General features: G+C 68.5%; 17 protein-coding genes. 5 read left to right on the forward strand and 12 right to left on the reverse strand.

Annotation, left to right across the window (positions count from 1 at the left end; translation table 11 throughout):
- Positions 1–21: 21 nt before the first annotated feature.
- Positions 22–303, reverse strand: coding sequence for an acylphosphatase (locus ACGFW6_RS17830; RefSeq protein ID WP_393510093.1), 282 nt, complete (start codon positions 301–303; stop codon positions 22–24).
- A gap of 151 nt (positions 304–454) precedes the next feature.
- On the opposite strand from ACGFW6_RS17830, the gene ACGFW6_RS17835 reads away from it, so the two are divergent.
- A complete protein-coding gene (locus ACGFW6_RS17835; protein ID WP_393510095.1) occupies positions 455–1,615 on the forward strand; it encodes a CAP domain-containing protein in 1,161 nt (386 codons plus the stop codon).
- A 178-nt stretch (positions 1,616–1,793) separates the two neighbouring features.
- On the opposite strand, the gene ACGFW6_RS17840 is transcribed toward ACGFW6_RS17835, so the two are convergent.
- Positions 1,794–2,873 (reverse strand): tyrosine-type recombinase/integrase, encoded by a 1,080-nt coding sequence (locus tag ACGFW6_RS17840; RefSeq protein WP_393510096.1) that lies wholly within the window; start codon positions 2,871–2,873, stop codon positions 1,794–1,796.
- Positions 2,873–3,133, reverse strand: a complete 261-nt coding sequence (locus ACGFW6_RS17845) for a hypothetical protein (protein WP_393510097.1) — start codon at positions 3,131–3,133, stop codon at positions 2,873–2,875. The genes ACGFW6_RS17840 and ACGFW6_RS17845 overlap by 1 nt, the downstream gene beginning before the upstream one ends.
- Before the next feature lie 15 nt (positions 3,134–3,148).
- Between ACGFW6_RS17845 and ACGFW6_RS17850 the strand changes: the two genes are divergently transcribed.
- The 3 genes from ACGFW6_RS17850 to ACGFW6_RS17860 all read left to right on the forward strand — a co-directional run bounded on the left by ACGFW6_RS17850 (position 3,149) and on the right by ACGFW6_RS17860 (position 5,219).
- Positions 3,149–3,646, forward strand: coding sequence for a hypothetical protein (locus tag ACGFW6_RS17850; RefSeq protein ID WP_393510098.1), 498 nt, complete (start codon positions 3,149–3,151; stop codon positions 3,644–3,646).
- Positions 3,647–4,117: 471 nt separating this feature from the next.
- Positions 4,118–4,426 (forward strand): hypothetical protein, encoded by a 309-nt coding sequence (locus ACGFW6_RS17855; RefSeq protein WP_393510099.1) that lies wholly within the window; start codon positions 4,118–4,120, stop codon positions 4,424–4,426.
- 337 nt (positions 4,427–4,763) lie between these two features.
- Positions 4,764–5,219, forward strand: coding sequence for a hypothetical protein (locus ACGFW6_RS17860; RefSeq protein ID WP_393510101.1), 456 nt, complete (start codon positions 4,764–4,766; stop codon positions 5,217–5,219).
- Positions 5,220–5,456: 237 nt separating this feature from the next.
- On the opposite strand, the gene ACGFW6_RS17865 is transcribed toward ACGFW6_RS17860, so the two are convergent.
- Complete coding sequence (locus tag ACGFW6_RS17865; protein WP_393510103.1) at positions 5,457–6,047, reverse strand: flavodoxin family protein; 591 nt, start codon at positions 6,045–6,047, stop codon at positions 5,457–5,459.
- A 108-nt stretch (positions 6,048–6,155) separates the two neighbouring features.
- On the opposite strand from ACGFW6_RS17865, the gene ACGFW6_RS17870 reads away from it, so the two are divergent.
- Positions 6,156–6,557 carry a winged helix-turn-helix transcriptional regulator gene (locus ACGFW6_RS17870; RefSeq protein ID WP_393510105.1) on the forward strand — a complete coding sequence of 134 codons (402 nt, stop codon included), beginning with the start codon at positions 6,156–6,158 and terminating at the stop codon, positions 6,555–6,557.
- On the opposite strand, the gene mutM is transcribed toward ACGFW6_RS17870, so the two are convergent.
- The 8 genes from mutM to recG all read right to left on the reverse strand — a co-directional run bounded on the left by mutM (position 6,530) and on the right by recG (position 13,845).
- Positions 6,530–7,390, reverse strand: coding sequence for a bifunctional DNA-formamidopyrimidine glycosylase/DNA-(apurinic or apyrimidinic site) lyase (mutM, locus tag ACGFW6_RS17875; protein WP_393510108.1), 861 nt, complete (start codon positions 7,388–7,390; stop codon positions 6,530–6,532). The two genes, ACGFW6_RS17870 and mutM, sit on opposite strands and share 28 nt — an antisense overlap.
- A 130-nt stretch (positions 7,391–7,520) precedes the next feature.
- On the reverse strand, positions 7,521–8,309 hold the full coding sequence (gene rnc / locus ACGFW6_RS17880) for a ribonuclease III (RefSeq protein WP_393510111.1): 789 nt from the start codon (positions 8,307–8,309) through the stop codon (positions 7,521–7,523).
- Positions 8,310–8,328: 19 nt separating this feature from the next.
- Positions 8,329–8,502, reverse strand: coding sequence for a 50S ribosomal protein L32 (rpmF, locus tag ACGFW6_RS17885; protein WP_003951102.1), 174 nt, complete (start codon positions 8,500–8,502; stop codon positions 8,329–8,331).
- A gap of 2 nt (positions 8,503–8,504) precedes the next feature.
- Positions 8,505–9,149, reverse strand: a complete 645-nt coding sequence (locus ACGFW6_RS17890; RefSeq protein ID WP_393510113.1) for a YceD family protein — start codon at positions 9,147–9,149, stop codon at positions 8,505–8,507.
- Between the two features lie 138 nt (positions 9,150–9,287).
- Complete coding sequence (locus tag ACGFW6_RS17895) at positions 9,288–10,373, reverse strand: cell division initiation protein (protein ID WP_393510116.1); 1,086 nt, start codon at positions 10,371–10,373, stop codon at positions 9,288–9,290.
- A 61-nt stretch (positions 10,374–10,434) separates the two neighbouring features.
- Positions 10,435–10,914 carry a pantetheine-phosphate adenylyltransferase gene (gene coaD, locus ACGFW6_RS17900; RefSeq protein WP_393510837.1) on the reverse strand — a complete coding sequence of 160 codons (480 nt, stop codon included), beginning with the start codon at positions 10,912–10,914 and terminating at the stop codon, positions 10,435–10,437.
- 26 nt (positions 10,915–10,940) lie between these two features.
- Entirely contained in the window at positions 10,941–11,558 is a 618-nt protein-coding gene (gene rsmD / locus ACGFW6_RS17905) for a 16S rRNA (guanine(966)-N(2))-methyltransferase RsmD (protein ID WP_393510840.1), read from the reverse strand.
- 79 nt (positions 11,559–11,637) lie between these two features.
- Positions 11,638–13,845 carry an ATP-dependent DNA helicase RecG gene (gene recG / locus ACGFW6_RS17910; protein WP_393510119.1) on the reverse strand — a complete coding sequence of 736 codons (2,208 nt, stop codon included), beginning with the start codon at positions 13,843–13,845 and terminating at the stop codon, positions 11,638–11,640.
- Between the last annotated feature and the right edge of the window lie 86 nt (positions 13,846–13,931).

A 13,931-nucleotide genomic window follows, 5' to 3' on the forward strand; every position in this document is an offset into this window, starting at 1 on the left:
GGGTCGCTTTACAGAAACGACTCAACGGATGGCGAAGCCGTCGTAACCCCCGCGAGGTGTGTCCCAGATCTCGGTGACACCGTCGACCCGCCCGGGCGTGTCGTTGCCCTGGAGCCAGTCGAGCAGCCCCTCGCAGCCGCCCCGGGAACCCTCCGCGACGACCTGGACCCGGCCGTCGTCCAAATTGAGAGCAAAACCACTCAGGCCGCCGATCTCGAGGGCCTTGGCCCGCGTGAACCAGCGAAAACCCACACCTTGGACGCGTCCACGCACCCAGGCGACCAATCGCACATCCTCGCTCATGACTGCAACCTAACGGGCCAATGTCTCTCGGGGCACTCCTTCCTCTGGCGCCATGCGGTACCGTCCCGACCCAATGAATCTCATATGAAACTCACTCGATCGTGTGAGTTCCGTGAGGACGTTGAGACGCAGGGACGAGGAAGGCCAGGACATGGGACGCCACCGACGCTCCGCCGCCGGACGCGCCGCCACGGGCCGCGCCACCGGGGTCACGAATACGGACGGCTCCTACACGGAGAGCCACGACCCACTGGACTCGTACGCCGGCGACCGGCCGACGAGGGGCATCGCGCCCTATCTGCACCCGGAGCACCAGGAGGCCTACGCCGAGGCCTCCGCACGAAGCGACGCGTACCTCTTCGCCACGGAAGAGGACTACGCGCGGTTCAACGACACCACCGCCTTCCCGGTCGACGAGACCGGCGCCTTCCGGAGCGAGGGCTTCACGCCCGATTCCGGCGCCCGGCGTCCCGGGGGCTCGCACCGCCGCCGCAAGAAGAAGGCCGCGGCGCCGGTGAAGACCGGTCTGCTCGGCGTCTCCGCCGCGGTCGCCATCGGCACGGTCGCGGTCGCCGCGGGCGTGGTGCCGGGCATCGACAACTACCAGCTCGGCGGCGGCAACGGCTCGGACCGGGTGCAGTCGGCCGGCTCCCCGACCAACTCCCCCGCCGAACAGGGCGGCACGTCCGGCAGCGCGGACCGGGACGACAGCGGCGGCTCGACGAGCCGTGACGTCCAGCGGCCCTCCTCGCCGGCTCCGTCGACCTCGTCGGCCGCGCCGACGAAGACGCCCTCGAAGAAGCCGTCGGCCACGCCCAGCGAGAAGCCGAAGGACACGCCGTCGCGCAAGGCGACGAAGGCGCCCGAGAAGCCGCAGACCAAGAAGCCGCCGAAGTCCGACGAGCAGACCGACGTCCCCGTGACGGTGTCCGCCGAGGCCGCTGCCGCGGCCGAGGTGCTCCGGCTGGTGAACGACGAGCGCGCCCAGGTGGGCTGCAGCCCGGTCGCGGCCAACAGCGCGCTCGCCGATCTCGCCCAGGACTTCAGCGAGGCCATGGCCGATCAGGGCTTCTTCGACCACACCGATCCCAACGGGGCCTCCCCGTGGGACCGGGCGGCGAAGGCAGGCATCACCGACCTCGGCGGCGAGAACATAGCCCGCGGCCAGGCCGACGCCGCCGCGGTCATGGAAGCCTGGATGAACAGCCCGGGCCACAAGGCCAACATCCTGAACTGCGACTTCAAGACCCTCGGCGTCGGCGTGCACATCGGAGCCGGCGGCCCTTGGTGGACGCAGGACTTCGGCTACTGAGATAACCGCAGGTCAGAGACCTAGGAACCCTTCTGGGCCGTCTCGGGGCCGTCATCCGCAGATTCGTCGTCCCCGAAGACGCGATCTACGGCGGCCCTGGTCCGGGTCTCACTCGACGGCATCAGGTGCGTGTACGTACGGAGCGTGAAGCCGGGGTCATGGTGGCCCAGGTACTCACTCAACGCTTTGATGCTCCCCCCCCCGCGTCCAGGAGCACCGACGCATAGAAGTGCCTCAGCGCGTGTCGCCGTTGTCCCGCCCCTCTCGACGTCCACAGCCCGCAGAGCCGGACGCCAGACGCGGTCATTGAAGCGGTTGCGATCGAGGGCCAGGCCAGCGGAACCCGTGAAGAGCAGCGACGCTGTGACCGGTGGGCCATCGACGGTCTTCCACAGGTGATCTCGGTAGCCGGGTGACGCTTCAGGTGCGCGGCGAGCGCGAAGGCGACGGACTCAGGCAGGGGAACGTCACGCTCCTTGCCGCCCTTGGGCGGAGCGAACACCGGCCGGTGGCGTTGGAGAAGCTTGACCTGTCGCACGACGTGCACGACACCGCCCAGGAAGTCGACGTCTTCCACGGCCAGGCCGAAGGCTTCGCCCTGTCGTAAGCCGAGGCCGGCCGCCACGCTGACGAGTGCCTGATAGGGATCCGGCAGCGCAGCGCGAACGGCCATGACGCGTTCGGTGGACCAGGGCTTGACCTTGCGAGGCTCCAGCCGAGGCGCCCGAACAGACCATGCCCTGCACGGGTTCTCACGGATGACCCGGTCCTCTACAGCGGCAGTGAAGACGGTCGAAACGTACGCGAAGATCCCACGCCGATACCCCGCCGACAGCCCTCGGTCTTCCAACGTCCTTAGCCACAACCGGAGATGCGACGGCGTGAACGACCCCATGGGGCGGGTGCCCAGGTACGGAATCGCGTGGAGCCGTAGCCGACTCTCGACAGACTCCCGCGTCAGGGGATCAGTGATCTGCGTGGTCATCCACTCGGTGGCGTACTGCTGGAAGGTGACTTTGCCCGCGTCCGGACTGACGTAGTCGCCGCGCGACATGTCCGCCTCGACGTTGGCCAACCACTGTTCTGCCTTGCGCTTCTGCTTGTCCGGGAAGCTCTTGGACTTCTCGGAGCCGTCGGGGCCGATATACCGGGCGCGATAGCGCAGACAGACGCCGAAGCGGTCGGTCTTCACCTTGCTGGTCTTGCCATCGGCGCCTGTCTCGACCTTGTACCAGCGGTCTTGGATGTGTCCGGCCATCAGGCGGCCCTTTCCATGTGGGACTCGACCCAGACGCGGACGTCTTCGGGGTCGAAGCGGAGATGCCGGCCAACGCGGAAGATGGGCTGCACGTCGACCTGCGCTCCCCAGCACAGGGTGCGGGCGGGAAGGTTCACGGCGGCCGGGACCGGTATGGAAACGCGGGCGGCGGCGGCCCGGATCGCAGCGTCCCAGGAGAGCGACAGCCACGGCCGCACGACCCAAGGCATCCGCAGGGCATCGAAGTAAAGTGCAGCCACCAAATGGGGGGTGCCATGAGTCCGCTCACGATCACTTGGACGTTGCGTCATCACGGCTGGGCGTTCTGCAAGGTAGTTGATGACGAGGGCGAGGCAGAGGTCTTCGCGTCTTACGTCACCGACGGGCCTGAGCAGCTCCTGCAAACGATCACGAAACTGGCACTGACGGACACGGAGGGACGGGTGGAGTTCGAGGGCGAGCCTCAGGTCTACCGGTGGCTCTTCCGCCGTGAAGGGGCCGACGTCGAGATCCGCCTGTTGAGGGCTCCCAACTTCAAGCAGCCCGACAGCGCAGGCGTTGTCCTCTGGTCTAGCCACCAGACGATCACGGCCCTCGTGAGGGCTGCACTTCGCGCCTTCGACCAGGTAGCTCACGAGCTTGGCGAAGACGGCTACGCCTCCCAGTGGGGCCGTCCGTTCCCTCATGTCGAACTTGAAGCGCTACGGGCCGCTCTCCACGCCGTCCCGGACGGGCGCCGTCCTCAGCCGATGGACGGCACCTCGCTGGCTTGACTCGGTCATTAAGACTCCACCGACCGCTACCGCACGTTTCGGCGAAATCTCGCACTGCTTTCCTAGATCTTGCCGATCGGCAAGGGGCCATGGTTGCGCAAGTGGATCAGCCTCGGTCTCACCATGTAGTTCAGAGATCGTGCGCCCGCGCCAAAGCCGGAAGACGATTTCTGCGCGCCGATGTACCCAGTCATGTGCCCCGTCAGGCGCGAGCCGCCTCGGCAGGCCGACGGTGCAACCGGGCGACCAGCAGGCACTACCGAGCGCCCCGGCCAGCGGAGTGAACCCGTTTCGCAAGCTGGAGAAGGAAATGGGTGTGCACGTAGAAGCACGGCGTCTCTACGAGATCCCGGGCGGTCGGCGTGCTGGTAGGCAACCAGCGCGCGACGGCACCCCAACAGCGATGTGGGAGCTCTCGCGAGCTGACGCTACTTCGCAGTCACTGTCAGCATCCAAAAGGGAGCATGACGCATGGCCATGATCCAGACGGGTCGGCTCGACCTCTCATCCACCAACCCCACCGAGACCAGCGGCGGCGACACCTCCACCTTCACCCAGGTCACCTTCCCCACTCCGTTCCCGCCCAACTCTGAAGTCATCGTCTTCGTCCAGGTCCAGACGTTCCTCGGCCCGGACACTCCCGGTGTGCGCATCCACGGCGTCAACATCAACGGGTTCAAGATCCGGCTCAATGAGCTCGTCGGCAACGGTGCGGCCCTGGCCGACGGCAAGCACGCCGCCGAGTCTGTCGGCTGGATCGCTACCACCGTCGGCGGTTGACCCCTCTGAGTAGCCCTGGGCGCGTGCTGCCGATGGCGGTGCGCGCCCTCGTGCCACTCTCGTGCCAGATCCAGCGGGGAACCACGGGGAACGGCGGTGCCGGCGGGCGACTGCCCCTCGATCCGTCCATGTGGTCACTTCCCAGGTCAGAGCAGCAGTTGCCCTACCTCGCTCCTAAAGCGGCGGCCGGCGGCGGCCCCGTGCCCTTCGCGGGAGAGAGGCAGCGGCGCTGACTGAGTCATTGAGACTCCGGTCCAAAGCCGCTCGGTTGATCGCGTGGGCACCGAACGGCCCGGGTAAGCACCCCTGGACTGCTGGCAGACGCCTGGGGGGCTCGATGGCTGGCGACGTTGAAGTACTGCTTCAGATGTATCAAGAGCAACACAACCAAGCTCGGCAGCTCGAAACTCAGCGCGCCACGCTCAGCAACTTGATCATCATCATTGCCTCCGCTGCACTCGGGTTCACTGCCCAACGCGGCCTCGAAATGATCATGCTGGTCATATCCCTGCCCATGGTTGGCCTCGGAGCCTATGGCGTGCTCGCCTGCCTCAAGTACCACGAACGCTCCGTCCTGCATCACAGGGCAGCTCGACGGTTCAGCCAGAGCATCGAAGAACGCCTGCCGTCACTCCGCATCGATGACGGATGGGCACAGCTACACACGCAGCAGCGTCAGCGCTTCCCGAAGATCTTTAAGATGCGCCTCTACCACCTGTGGATCGCTCTACACACCGGTGTCGCGGCAAGTGGCGTAGCCCTTTCGACGGTCATCCTCGCCCGAGGGGCATGACGGTGGCGGCCCTTCTGGGCCGCGTCCGGGCCGTTAGAGGGCACTCAACGACGACCAACGCTGACAACCACCGACACCTAAGTCGCAGGTCGCAGCGTTGATCGATTAAACGGCCGCAGGTCAGAGACCCGGCCCTTCACTTCTTCGGCTACCAGGCCGTCCTCCACGCACGAGGGGCTCCCGCCCGGCCGTCACCGGGTGGGAGCCCCTCGTGCGTGGACGCCCGCGCGAGCGCGCCTACGCGGCGACCGCGGCGCGGCCCAGGGCGAACGTCTTCGCGGTCTCCGTCACCCGGCGGCCCAGGTGCTCGGCCGTCGCCACGTCGGCCTTGTGGACGGCCTCCGGGCCCTGGTCGGCGTTGGTCTGAGCGGCGGCGCCGGCGAAGAAGCCGAGGCGGTTGATGTCGTTCTCGGAACCGGCGCTGTGGTTCCAGCCCGGGAGCAGGCCGAGGTTGACCCAGTGCATGCCGAGCTGGGCGGCCAGGATCTGGAAGAACTGCAGGGTGTGCAGCTTGTCGCCGCTCTTGGAGGCGGAGTTGGTGAAGCCGGCGGCCAGCTTGTCCGTCCAGGCCCGCTCGGCCCAGCGCTTCGAGGTGGCCTCGGCGAAGACGTGGAAGGCGCCGGACGCGGTGCCCATGTAGGTCGGCGAGCCGAAGACGATGGCGTCCGAGGCGTCCAGGATCGCCCACTGCTCCTCGGTGATCTCGTCCACCTTGATCAGGTGCACCTCGGCACCGGCCTCGACGGCACCGGCACGGACGGCCTCGGCGATCACGGCGGTGTGGCCGAAGCCGGAGTGGTAGGCGATGGAGACGACGGGGGTGGTCACGTGGGCACTCCTGTGGATAGACAGCTCGTTGGCGGTAACCAAAGGAAAGCACTAACTTCTGGTTAGTGCAACCTGCCAGTTAGCGCTGCGTTCGAGTACGCTTCAGTCATGGACACCACGCAGGAGCTCATGGAGGCGCAGGACCTCCCGTACAACGTGTTCGCGAAGGCCTGCCCCTCGCGCGTCACGCTGGAGCACGTCACGGGCCGCTGGGGCGGACTGACTCTGAGCGCCCTGCACGAGGGCTCGCTGCGCTTCAACGAGCTGCGCCGACGGGTCGACGGCGTCAGCGAGAAGATGCTGTCCCAGACGCTGCACGCCCTGGAGCGGGACGGCCTGGTACGCCGCGACGCCCAGCCGACGAATCCGCCGCGGGTCGACTACGAGCTGACGCCCCTCGGGCGCGGGGTCGCGGAGCGGCTGCTGAGCCTCATCCACTTCGTGGAGGGCCAGATGGACGACGTGCTCGAAGCACGCCGGAGCTACGACGAGACGCGCGGCGCCCTCTGACACTTCGGGCAGAAGTAGCTGGACCGGTTCATCCAGGGCCGTCGGCGCATCGGCGTGCCGCACCGCTTGCAGGGCAGCCCCTCACGGCCGTACGCGTCGAGTGAGCGGTCGAAGTAGCCCGACTCGCCGTTGACGTTGACGTACAGGCTGTCGAAGCTGGTGCCGCCCACCGACAGGGCCGCGTTCATCACGTCCCGTACATGGCCCAGGAGTTCCAGGGTACGCGGGCGGGTGAAGGTGCCGGTGGGGCGCTCGTAGTGCAGACGGGCGCGCCAAAGGGCCTCGTCCGCATAGATGTTGCCGACGCCGCTGATCAACGACTGGTCGAGCAGGGCCCGTTTGATGGTGCTGCGCTTGCGGCGCAGGGCCTGATGGAAGGCCTCGTCGTCGAAGAGCGGGTCCAGCGGGTCGCGTGCGATGTGCGCGATGACGTCGGGCAGTCCGTCCGGGGTGGTGTCGTGCAACGACAGCCCGCCGAAGGTGCGTTGGTCCACGAACCGCAGCTCGGTGCCGAGCGCGTCCGCGAAACGCACCCGGATCCTGAGGTGCTTCTCGTCCGCCGCGGTGTGCGGCTGGACCAGCAGCTGACCGCTCATGCCGAGGTGGGCCAGGACCGACTGGGCGGTGTCCTCCAGGGGCAGCCACAGGTACTTGCCGCGGCGGCTGGGGACGCCGATGCGGTGGCCCTTCAGCCGGTGCGCGAAGTCGTCCGCGCCGGCGATGTGCCGCCGTACGGCACGCGGGTGCAGCACCTCGGCGTCGGCGACCGTGCGATGGGCGACCCACCGCTCCAGGCCACGCCGCACGACCTCGACCTCGGGCAACTCGGGCATCGGATCCCCTGTACACCTGCGAGGGGACGTAGGGCTGTCGTACCGCTACGTGCCCCCTCAGAGCCTGCTCAATGGGCCGAGCGCCCGCCCCGGCTGAGGGTCGGGCGCTCGGATCGCGCTCTTCGTTCGGTCAGGCGGAGGCCGACGACGCGTCCGCGTCGGGCTCGTCGGCGTTCGCGGCCGCCTTCTTGGCACGCTCCTCCGCGGCGTCCTTGATGGACCGCCACGCGGATTCAGCTGCCTGCTGCTCCGCCTCCTTCTTGCTGCGGCCGGTGCCGGTGCCGTACGAGACGCCTCCGACGCGGGCGGCAGCAGTGAAGGTCTTCTCGTGGTCCGGGCCGGTCTCCGTGACCAGGTACTCGGGCACGCCGAGCCCCTCGGTCGCGGTGAGCTCCTGGAGACTGGTCTTCCAGTCCAGGCCGGCTCCGAGATTCGAGGACTTCTCGATCAGCGGGTCGAACAGACGGTGCACCAGCTCCGCCGCCGATTCCAGTCCCTGGTCGAGATAGACCGCGCCGATCACCGCTTCCAGGGTGTCGGCGAGGATGGACGCCTTGTCCCGGCCGCCCGTGCCCTCTTCACCACGGCCGAGCCGGATGAAGGAGCCCAGGTCGAGCCCACGGCCGACCTCCGCCAGCGCACGCGAATTGACCACCGCGGCCCGCAGCTTGGCCAGCTGGCCCTCGGGCAGATCGGGGTGGGTTCGGTACAGCGTGTCCGTGACCACGAGACCCAGGACGGAGTCCCCGAGGAACTCCAGCCGCTCGTTGGTCGGCAGACCGCCGTTCTCGTACGCGTAGGACCGGTGGGTCAGCGCACGCACCAGAAGGGCGGACTCGAGCTTGTACCCGAGCCGCCCTTCCAACAGCGTGTGGGACGAGGCTGTGTTGTCCGCAGCGTTCTTCTTAGGCGTGGACACAGTGCCTCTCACCAGCCGCTCAGACCTCGAGGACCTGGCGCTTGTTGTAAGTGCCGCAAGACGGGCACGCGATGTGCTGCTGCTTGGGCTCGTGGCAGCGCTCGCACGCAACCAGGGTGGGGACCGCAGCCTTCCACTGCGACCGGCGGTGGCGCGTGTTGCTGCGCGACATCTTCCGCTTCGGAACAGCCACGGCTACTTCTCCTGCTTCTCGTCGACGCCCGCTTCCGCTTCGGCGCCGCTCATCTCGTCCTTCTCGCCGTCTCCGAGTGAACCGGCGAGTCCCTTCAGTGCCGCCCAACGAATGTCGACGGCGTCATGGTGGTGGTCCGGGTCGTCCGCCAGCCGGGCTCCGCACTCGGAGCACAGGCCGGGGCAGTCTTCCTGGCACACCGGCTGCATCGGCAGTGCGAGCACCACCGCATCACGCAGCACGGGTTCGAGGTCGAACAAGCCGTCCTCGAGAAAGAGCCTGTCCTCGTCGTCCTCGGCGTCGTCGCCGGGTTCCGCTTGGACGCGGCCCCGGTCGTCGGCGTCAGGGTACGAGAACATCTCCTGGAAATCCGCTTCGACGTCGAGCTGAAGCGGCTCCAGACACCTTACGCACTCCCCCTCGGCCTGTGCACGGGCGGTGCCTGTGACAAGCACCCCTTCCATGACCGACTCGAGCCGGAGTTCGAGCTCCACCGGGGCGCCTTCCGGCACTCCGACGACTCCCTGGATACCGAGATCCTTGGGGGCGTCGACCGTACGGGTCAGGCGCTGCAGCGCACCGGGCCGCCGACCCAGCTCGTGTGTGTCGAACACGAGAGGGTTGCGGTGGTCGAGGCGGGCTGTCACGCCATTCCTGCTTTCGATCTGCTGAGCTCAGGGGGTCACTGCCCTGCGGTGCTCCCGGGCAGCGTTGATCGCGGACGTACGCGCGACCGAAGAGCCAGGATACTGGACCTTTCGCTCACGGCCCAATCCGGTGGTCCCTTACTGGCCGCGCCCCTGCTCGTACGCCCTCAGCTGCTCCGGAGTGATCATGCTCGTGTCGAAGAGGCTGGTCTCGTCGAGGGCGTACGACTGGTGGGCGGCCTGCTGGGGCTGCTGCTGGTCGTAGCCCGCCTGCTGCTGGTCGTAGCCGGCCTGCTGCTGGTCGTAGTTCTGATAGGCGTACGGATCGGCCTGCTGGTAGCCGTACGGGTCCTGCTGCTGGGCGTAGCCCTGCTGCTGCGGATAACCGCCGTAGGTGTCCGTCTGCTGGTAGCCGTACGCCGGCTGCATGGGCTGCGGGTCGTACTGCGGCTGCGCCGGTACGGCCGGCGACGGCTGCTCGGCCGGGGCGGCCGCGGTGTCCTGCTCCGCGAGCGCGGCGAGGTCGGCGAGGTAGTCGGCGTCGCTGGAGTGCTGGACGGTGCTCAGGTCGTCGGACAGGGCGCCGAGGTCGTCGCTGGCGATCCGGCCGTGCAGCTTCTGCCGGCCGCGGCCGACGGCCTCCAGGGTCTTGGCGAGCACGGCCTCGAAGGCGCCGAGCTTGGCGTCGACGTACTGGTCGGCCGTCCGGCGCAGGGTCTCCGGGTCGTGGCTGCGCTCCGGGGCGTCCTCGTCCTCGTAGCCCTGCTCGTCGAGGCCGGGTCCGGTGCCGAGGAGCTTCTCGCGGCCCCGGCCGACGGAGCCGAGGGTCTTGGTGAGGACGACCTCGAAGTTGGCGAGCTTGGAGTCGACGTAGTCGTCGGCCTCCGCGCGGACGTCCTCGGCCTCCTTGCGGGCCTCGGCGAGGATGCGGTCGCCCTCGACCTGGGAGCGGCGGGCGACCTCGGTGTCGGAGATCAGCGAACCGCGCTCGGCGTGCGCCTGCCCGATGATGCGCTCGGCCTCCTGGCGGGCCTGCTCGACCATCTGCTCGCGGTCGCCGATCAGCTCCTGGGCCTGGGCGAGGGAGCCGGGCAGGGCCGCGCGGACCTCTTCCAGCAAGGAGAGCAGTTCGGCGCGGTTGACCACGCACGAGGCCGACATCGGCATCGACCGGGCACCAGAGACCGCCGCGACGATCTCGTCGAGCTTGTTCTGTACGTCCACCGTGTGCTCGCCACTCTCTACAGCTGTGATGGAGACGGACGGAACGACTGTAGCCGCCCGTTCAGCCTTGGCGCAGACGCTTGTTGAGGGCCTCAAGCACCACCGGCGGCACCAGGTGGGACACGTCACCGCCCCACGTCGCGACCTCCTTCACCAGCGAGGAGGACAGGAAGCTGTAGGTGGGGTTGGTCGGCACGAACAGCGTCTCCACGCCGGACAGACCGTTGTTCATCTGCGCCATCTGCAGCTCGTAGTCGAAGTCGCTGACCGCGCGCAGGCCCTTCACGATGGCCGGGATGTCGCGCTGCTTGCAGAAGTCGACGAGCAGGCCGTGGAAGGCCTCGATGCGGACGTTCCCGTACTCGGCCGTGACCTCGCGGATCAGGTCGAGGCGTTCATCGACCTCGAACAGGCCCTTCTTGGCCTTGTTGATCATGACTGCGACGTAGACCTCGTCGTACAGCCTGGATGCGCGGGAAATGATGTCGAGGTGTCCGTTGGTGATCGGGTCGAACGACCCGGGACATACGGCGCGGCGCACTTGTGATCCCTCGCTCTCCGGTCCGGTCATCGTGCGTCTTCGCACGTAGAGGCGGCGCGACCGTACCAAAACGTTCCCTCGCCGTAACGACGGGCCCGGATCGCTTCAAATCCGTCGGGCCACCGGAATTCCCCGCCTCTGGTGCTGCGCTCCACGGTGACGAGCGCCTCGGGCGCGAGCCAGCCCCCGGAGCGGAGTGTGAGGAGAATCTCCCGAAGATCGTCGTCCGTGACCGCGTACGGCGGGTCCAGGAAGACGATGTCGTACGGCTCGGTCGGTGCCGGTGTTCGGATGATCTGTTCGGCTTTGCCCGCGCGGACCTCGGCGCCGGGGAGGCCGAGGTTCTTGACGTTCTCGCGGACGACGCGGGCCGCTCGCGCGTCGGCTTCGACGAGGAGGGTGTGGCTCGCGCCTCGGGAGAGTGCCTCCAGGCCGACGGCGCCTGAGCCCGCGTACAGGTCGAGGACCCGTTCACCCTCCAGCGGGCCGCCCAGGAGGGACTGCCAGGTGGAGAGGAGACCTTCGCGTGCGCGGTCGGAGGTGGGGCGGGTGCCGGTCCCTGGCGGGACGGCCAGGCGACGTCCGCCGGCGGTGCCGGCGATCACGCGGGTCATCTTCGGTCCTTGGTCGTGGACGGCTTTCAGGTATCAGTGTGGCTGGTCGCGCCCGTGCGGCGGTAGCCGCATAGTCCATACAGCCCCGCGCCCCTTGGGCCGTTCCCTTTCACCCCTTTTCCAGGTACTGCTCTCTCTCCTCGTCCAGGAGGGCGTCCAAGGCCGTGCGCAGGCCGGGAAGCCGCGTCAGCTCCGGGTCGGCCGCCACGACGCTCGTGGCCTCCTCCCTCGCCTCCGCGATGATCTCCTCGTCCTCGATGACCGCCAGCATCCGCAGGCTGGTGCGGGCACCGGACTGGGCCTGGCCGAGGACGTCGCCCTCGCGGCGCTGCTCGAGGTCGATGCGGGAGAGCTCGAAGCCGTCGAGGGTGGCGGCGACGGCGTTGAGCCGCTGGCGGGCCGCGCTTGCCTCCGGCATCTCGGTGACCAGCAGGCACAGGCCCGCCGCCGAGCCACGGCCGACGCGGCCGCGCAGCTGGTGGAGCTGGGAGACGCCGAAGCGGTCGGCGTCCATGATCACCATCGCGGTGGCGTTGGGGACGTTCACACCGACCTCGATGACCGTCGTGGCGACCAGCACGTCCGTCTCGCCGGCCGCGAAGCGGCGCATGACGGCGTCCTTGTCGTCGGGATGCATACGGCCGTGCAGGACCTCGACCTTCAGGCCCTGGAGCGGCCCCTTGGCGAGCTGGTCCGCCACGTCGAGGACGGCGAGCGGCGGGCGCTTCTCCGCCTCGTCCTCGGGGGACTTCTTCTTGCCGGCCTTCTTCGGGTCGTCCTCCTCGTCGCCGATGCGCGGGCAGACGACGTACGCCTGATGGCCGTTGCCGACCTCCTCGCGCACCCGCTCCCAGGCGCGGGCCAGGAAGTGCGGTTTGTCGGCGGCCGGGACGACGTGCGAGGCGATGGGCGAGCGGCCGGCCGGGAGCTGGTCCAGGACCGAGGTCTCCAGGTCGCCGAAGACCGTCATCGCGACCGTGCGCGGAATGGGCGTCGCCGTCATGACGAGCAGATGGGGCGGCTGCTTGCCCTTGCCGCGCAGGGCGTCGCGCTGCTCCACACCGAACCGGTGCTGCTCGTCCACCACGACCAGCCCGAGGTCGTGGAACTGCACCTTGTCCTCGATCAGGGCGTGCGTGCCGATGACGATCCCGGCCTCGCCGGTCACGAGATCGAGCAACGCCTGCCGCCGCCCGGCCGCGCCCATGGACCCCGTCAGCAGCACCACCTTGGTCGCCTGCTCGGCACCGCCCAGCATCCCGCCCTCGGCGAGCTCCCCCATCATCTCGACGATCGACCGGTGGTGCTGCTGCGCCAGCACCTCGGTGGGCGCGAGCATGGCGGCCTGCCCACCGGCATCGACGACAGCGAGCATGGCGCGCAGCGCCACCATCGTCTTTCCCGATCCGACCTCTCCCTGGAGCAGCCGGTGCATCGGGTGCTCGGTGGCGAGGTCGTCGAAGATCTCCTTCGACACCTTCCGCTGGCCCTCGGTGAGGGTGAAGGGGAGGCGGGCGTCGAAGGTGGTGAGGAGGCCGTCGGGGCTGGGCCGGCGGGCCACGGCGGGGAGTTGGGCGTCGGCGTGCCGGCGGCGGGCGAGGGCGACCTGGAGGACGAAGGCCTCGTCCCACTTGAGGCGGGAGCGGGCGTCCTCGATGTCCGCCTTGGTGTGCGGGCGGTGGATCTTGAGGAGGGCCTCGGGGAGGGTGACCAGGCCGCGGCCCTCGCGGAGGGTGCCGGGGAGCGGGTCGACGGCTTCCTGGGCGCTGGGCAGGACCGTCTGGATGGCCTTGCCGATCTTCCAGGACTCCAGCTTGGCGGTGGCGGGGTAGATGGGGATGAGGGCGCCGGCCCAGGTCTCGACGGTCTCGTCCGAGTCGCCGCGCAGCAACTCGTACGCCGGGTGTGCCAGTTGCATGCGGCGGTTGAAGACGGAGACCTTGCCCGCGAACATCGCGCGGGTGCCCGGCAGGAGCTCCTTGTGGGGCTTGTGAACGCCGTTGCCGAAGAAGACCAGTTGGAGGCGGCCGCTGCCGTCGGTGATGGTGACTTCGAGGCGCTGGCCCTTGCCCCGGGGTGCCTTGCTGGAGGCGAAGGTGTGCAGGCGGGCGTCGGCGACCATGGCGACGACCGTGACGTGCTCGTCCATCGGGAGGTCGGCGAGGTGGGTGAGCTGGCCGCGCTCCTCGTATCTGCGCGGGTAGTGGTGCAGCAGGTCGCCCACGGTGTGCAGGCCGAGATGCTCGGCCATCACCTTCGCGGTGGGAGGGCCGAGCACTTTCTTCAGTGGTTCTTCCAGTGCGGGCACGAGATCCATTCCACACCACGGCACTGACAAAGCCGTAGAGGCCGCTGCGCCCGTCCTGGTAAACGTCCCGGAAACCCCTGGTCAGGCGGCTCGCT

The organism is Streptomyces sp. Y7, from assembly GCF_043195415.1.
GTDB lineage: Bacteria > Actinomycetota > Actinomycetes > Streptomycetales > Streptomycetaceae > Streptomyces.

Coding starts and splice junctions, on each gene's coding strand:
- recG (WP_393510119.1), bottom strand. CDS start 13,845: ATGGATCTCGTGCCCGCACTGGAAGAACCACTGAAGAAAGTGCTCGGC.
- ACGFW6_RS17870 (WP_393510105.1), top strand. CDS start 6,156: ATGGACACCACGCAGGAGCTCATGGAGGCGCAGGACCTCCCGTACAAC.
- mutM (WP_393510108.1), bottom strand. CDS start 7,390: ATGCCCGAGTTGCCCGAGGTCGAGGTCGTGCGGCGTGGCCTGGAGCGG.
- ACGFW6_RS17850 (WP_393510098.1), top strand. CDS start 3,149: ATGAGTCCGCTCACGATCACTTGGACGTTGCGTCATCACGGCTGGGCG.
- ACGFW6_RS17855 (WP_393510099.1), top strand. CDS start 4,118: ATGGCCATGATCCAGACGGGTCGGCTCGACCTCTCATCCACCAACCCC.
- ACGFW6_RS17835 (WP_393510095.1), top strand. CDS start 455: ATGGGACGCCACCGACGCTCCGCCGCCGGACGCGCCGCCACGGGCCGC.
- ACGFW6_RS17830 (WP_393510093.1), bottom strand. CDS start 303: ATGAGCGAGGATGTGCGATTGGTCGCCTGGGTGCGTGGACGCGTCCAA.
- ACGFW6_RS17860 (WP_393510101.1), top strand. CDS start 4,764: ATGGCTGGCGACGTTGAAGTACTGCTTCAGATGTATCAAGAGCAACAC.
- ACGFW6_RS17840 (WP_393510096.1), bottom strand. CDS start 2,873: ATGGCCGGACACATCCAAGACCGCTGGTACAAGGTCGAGACAGGCGCC.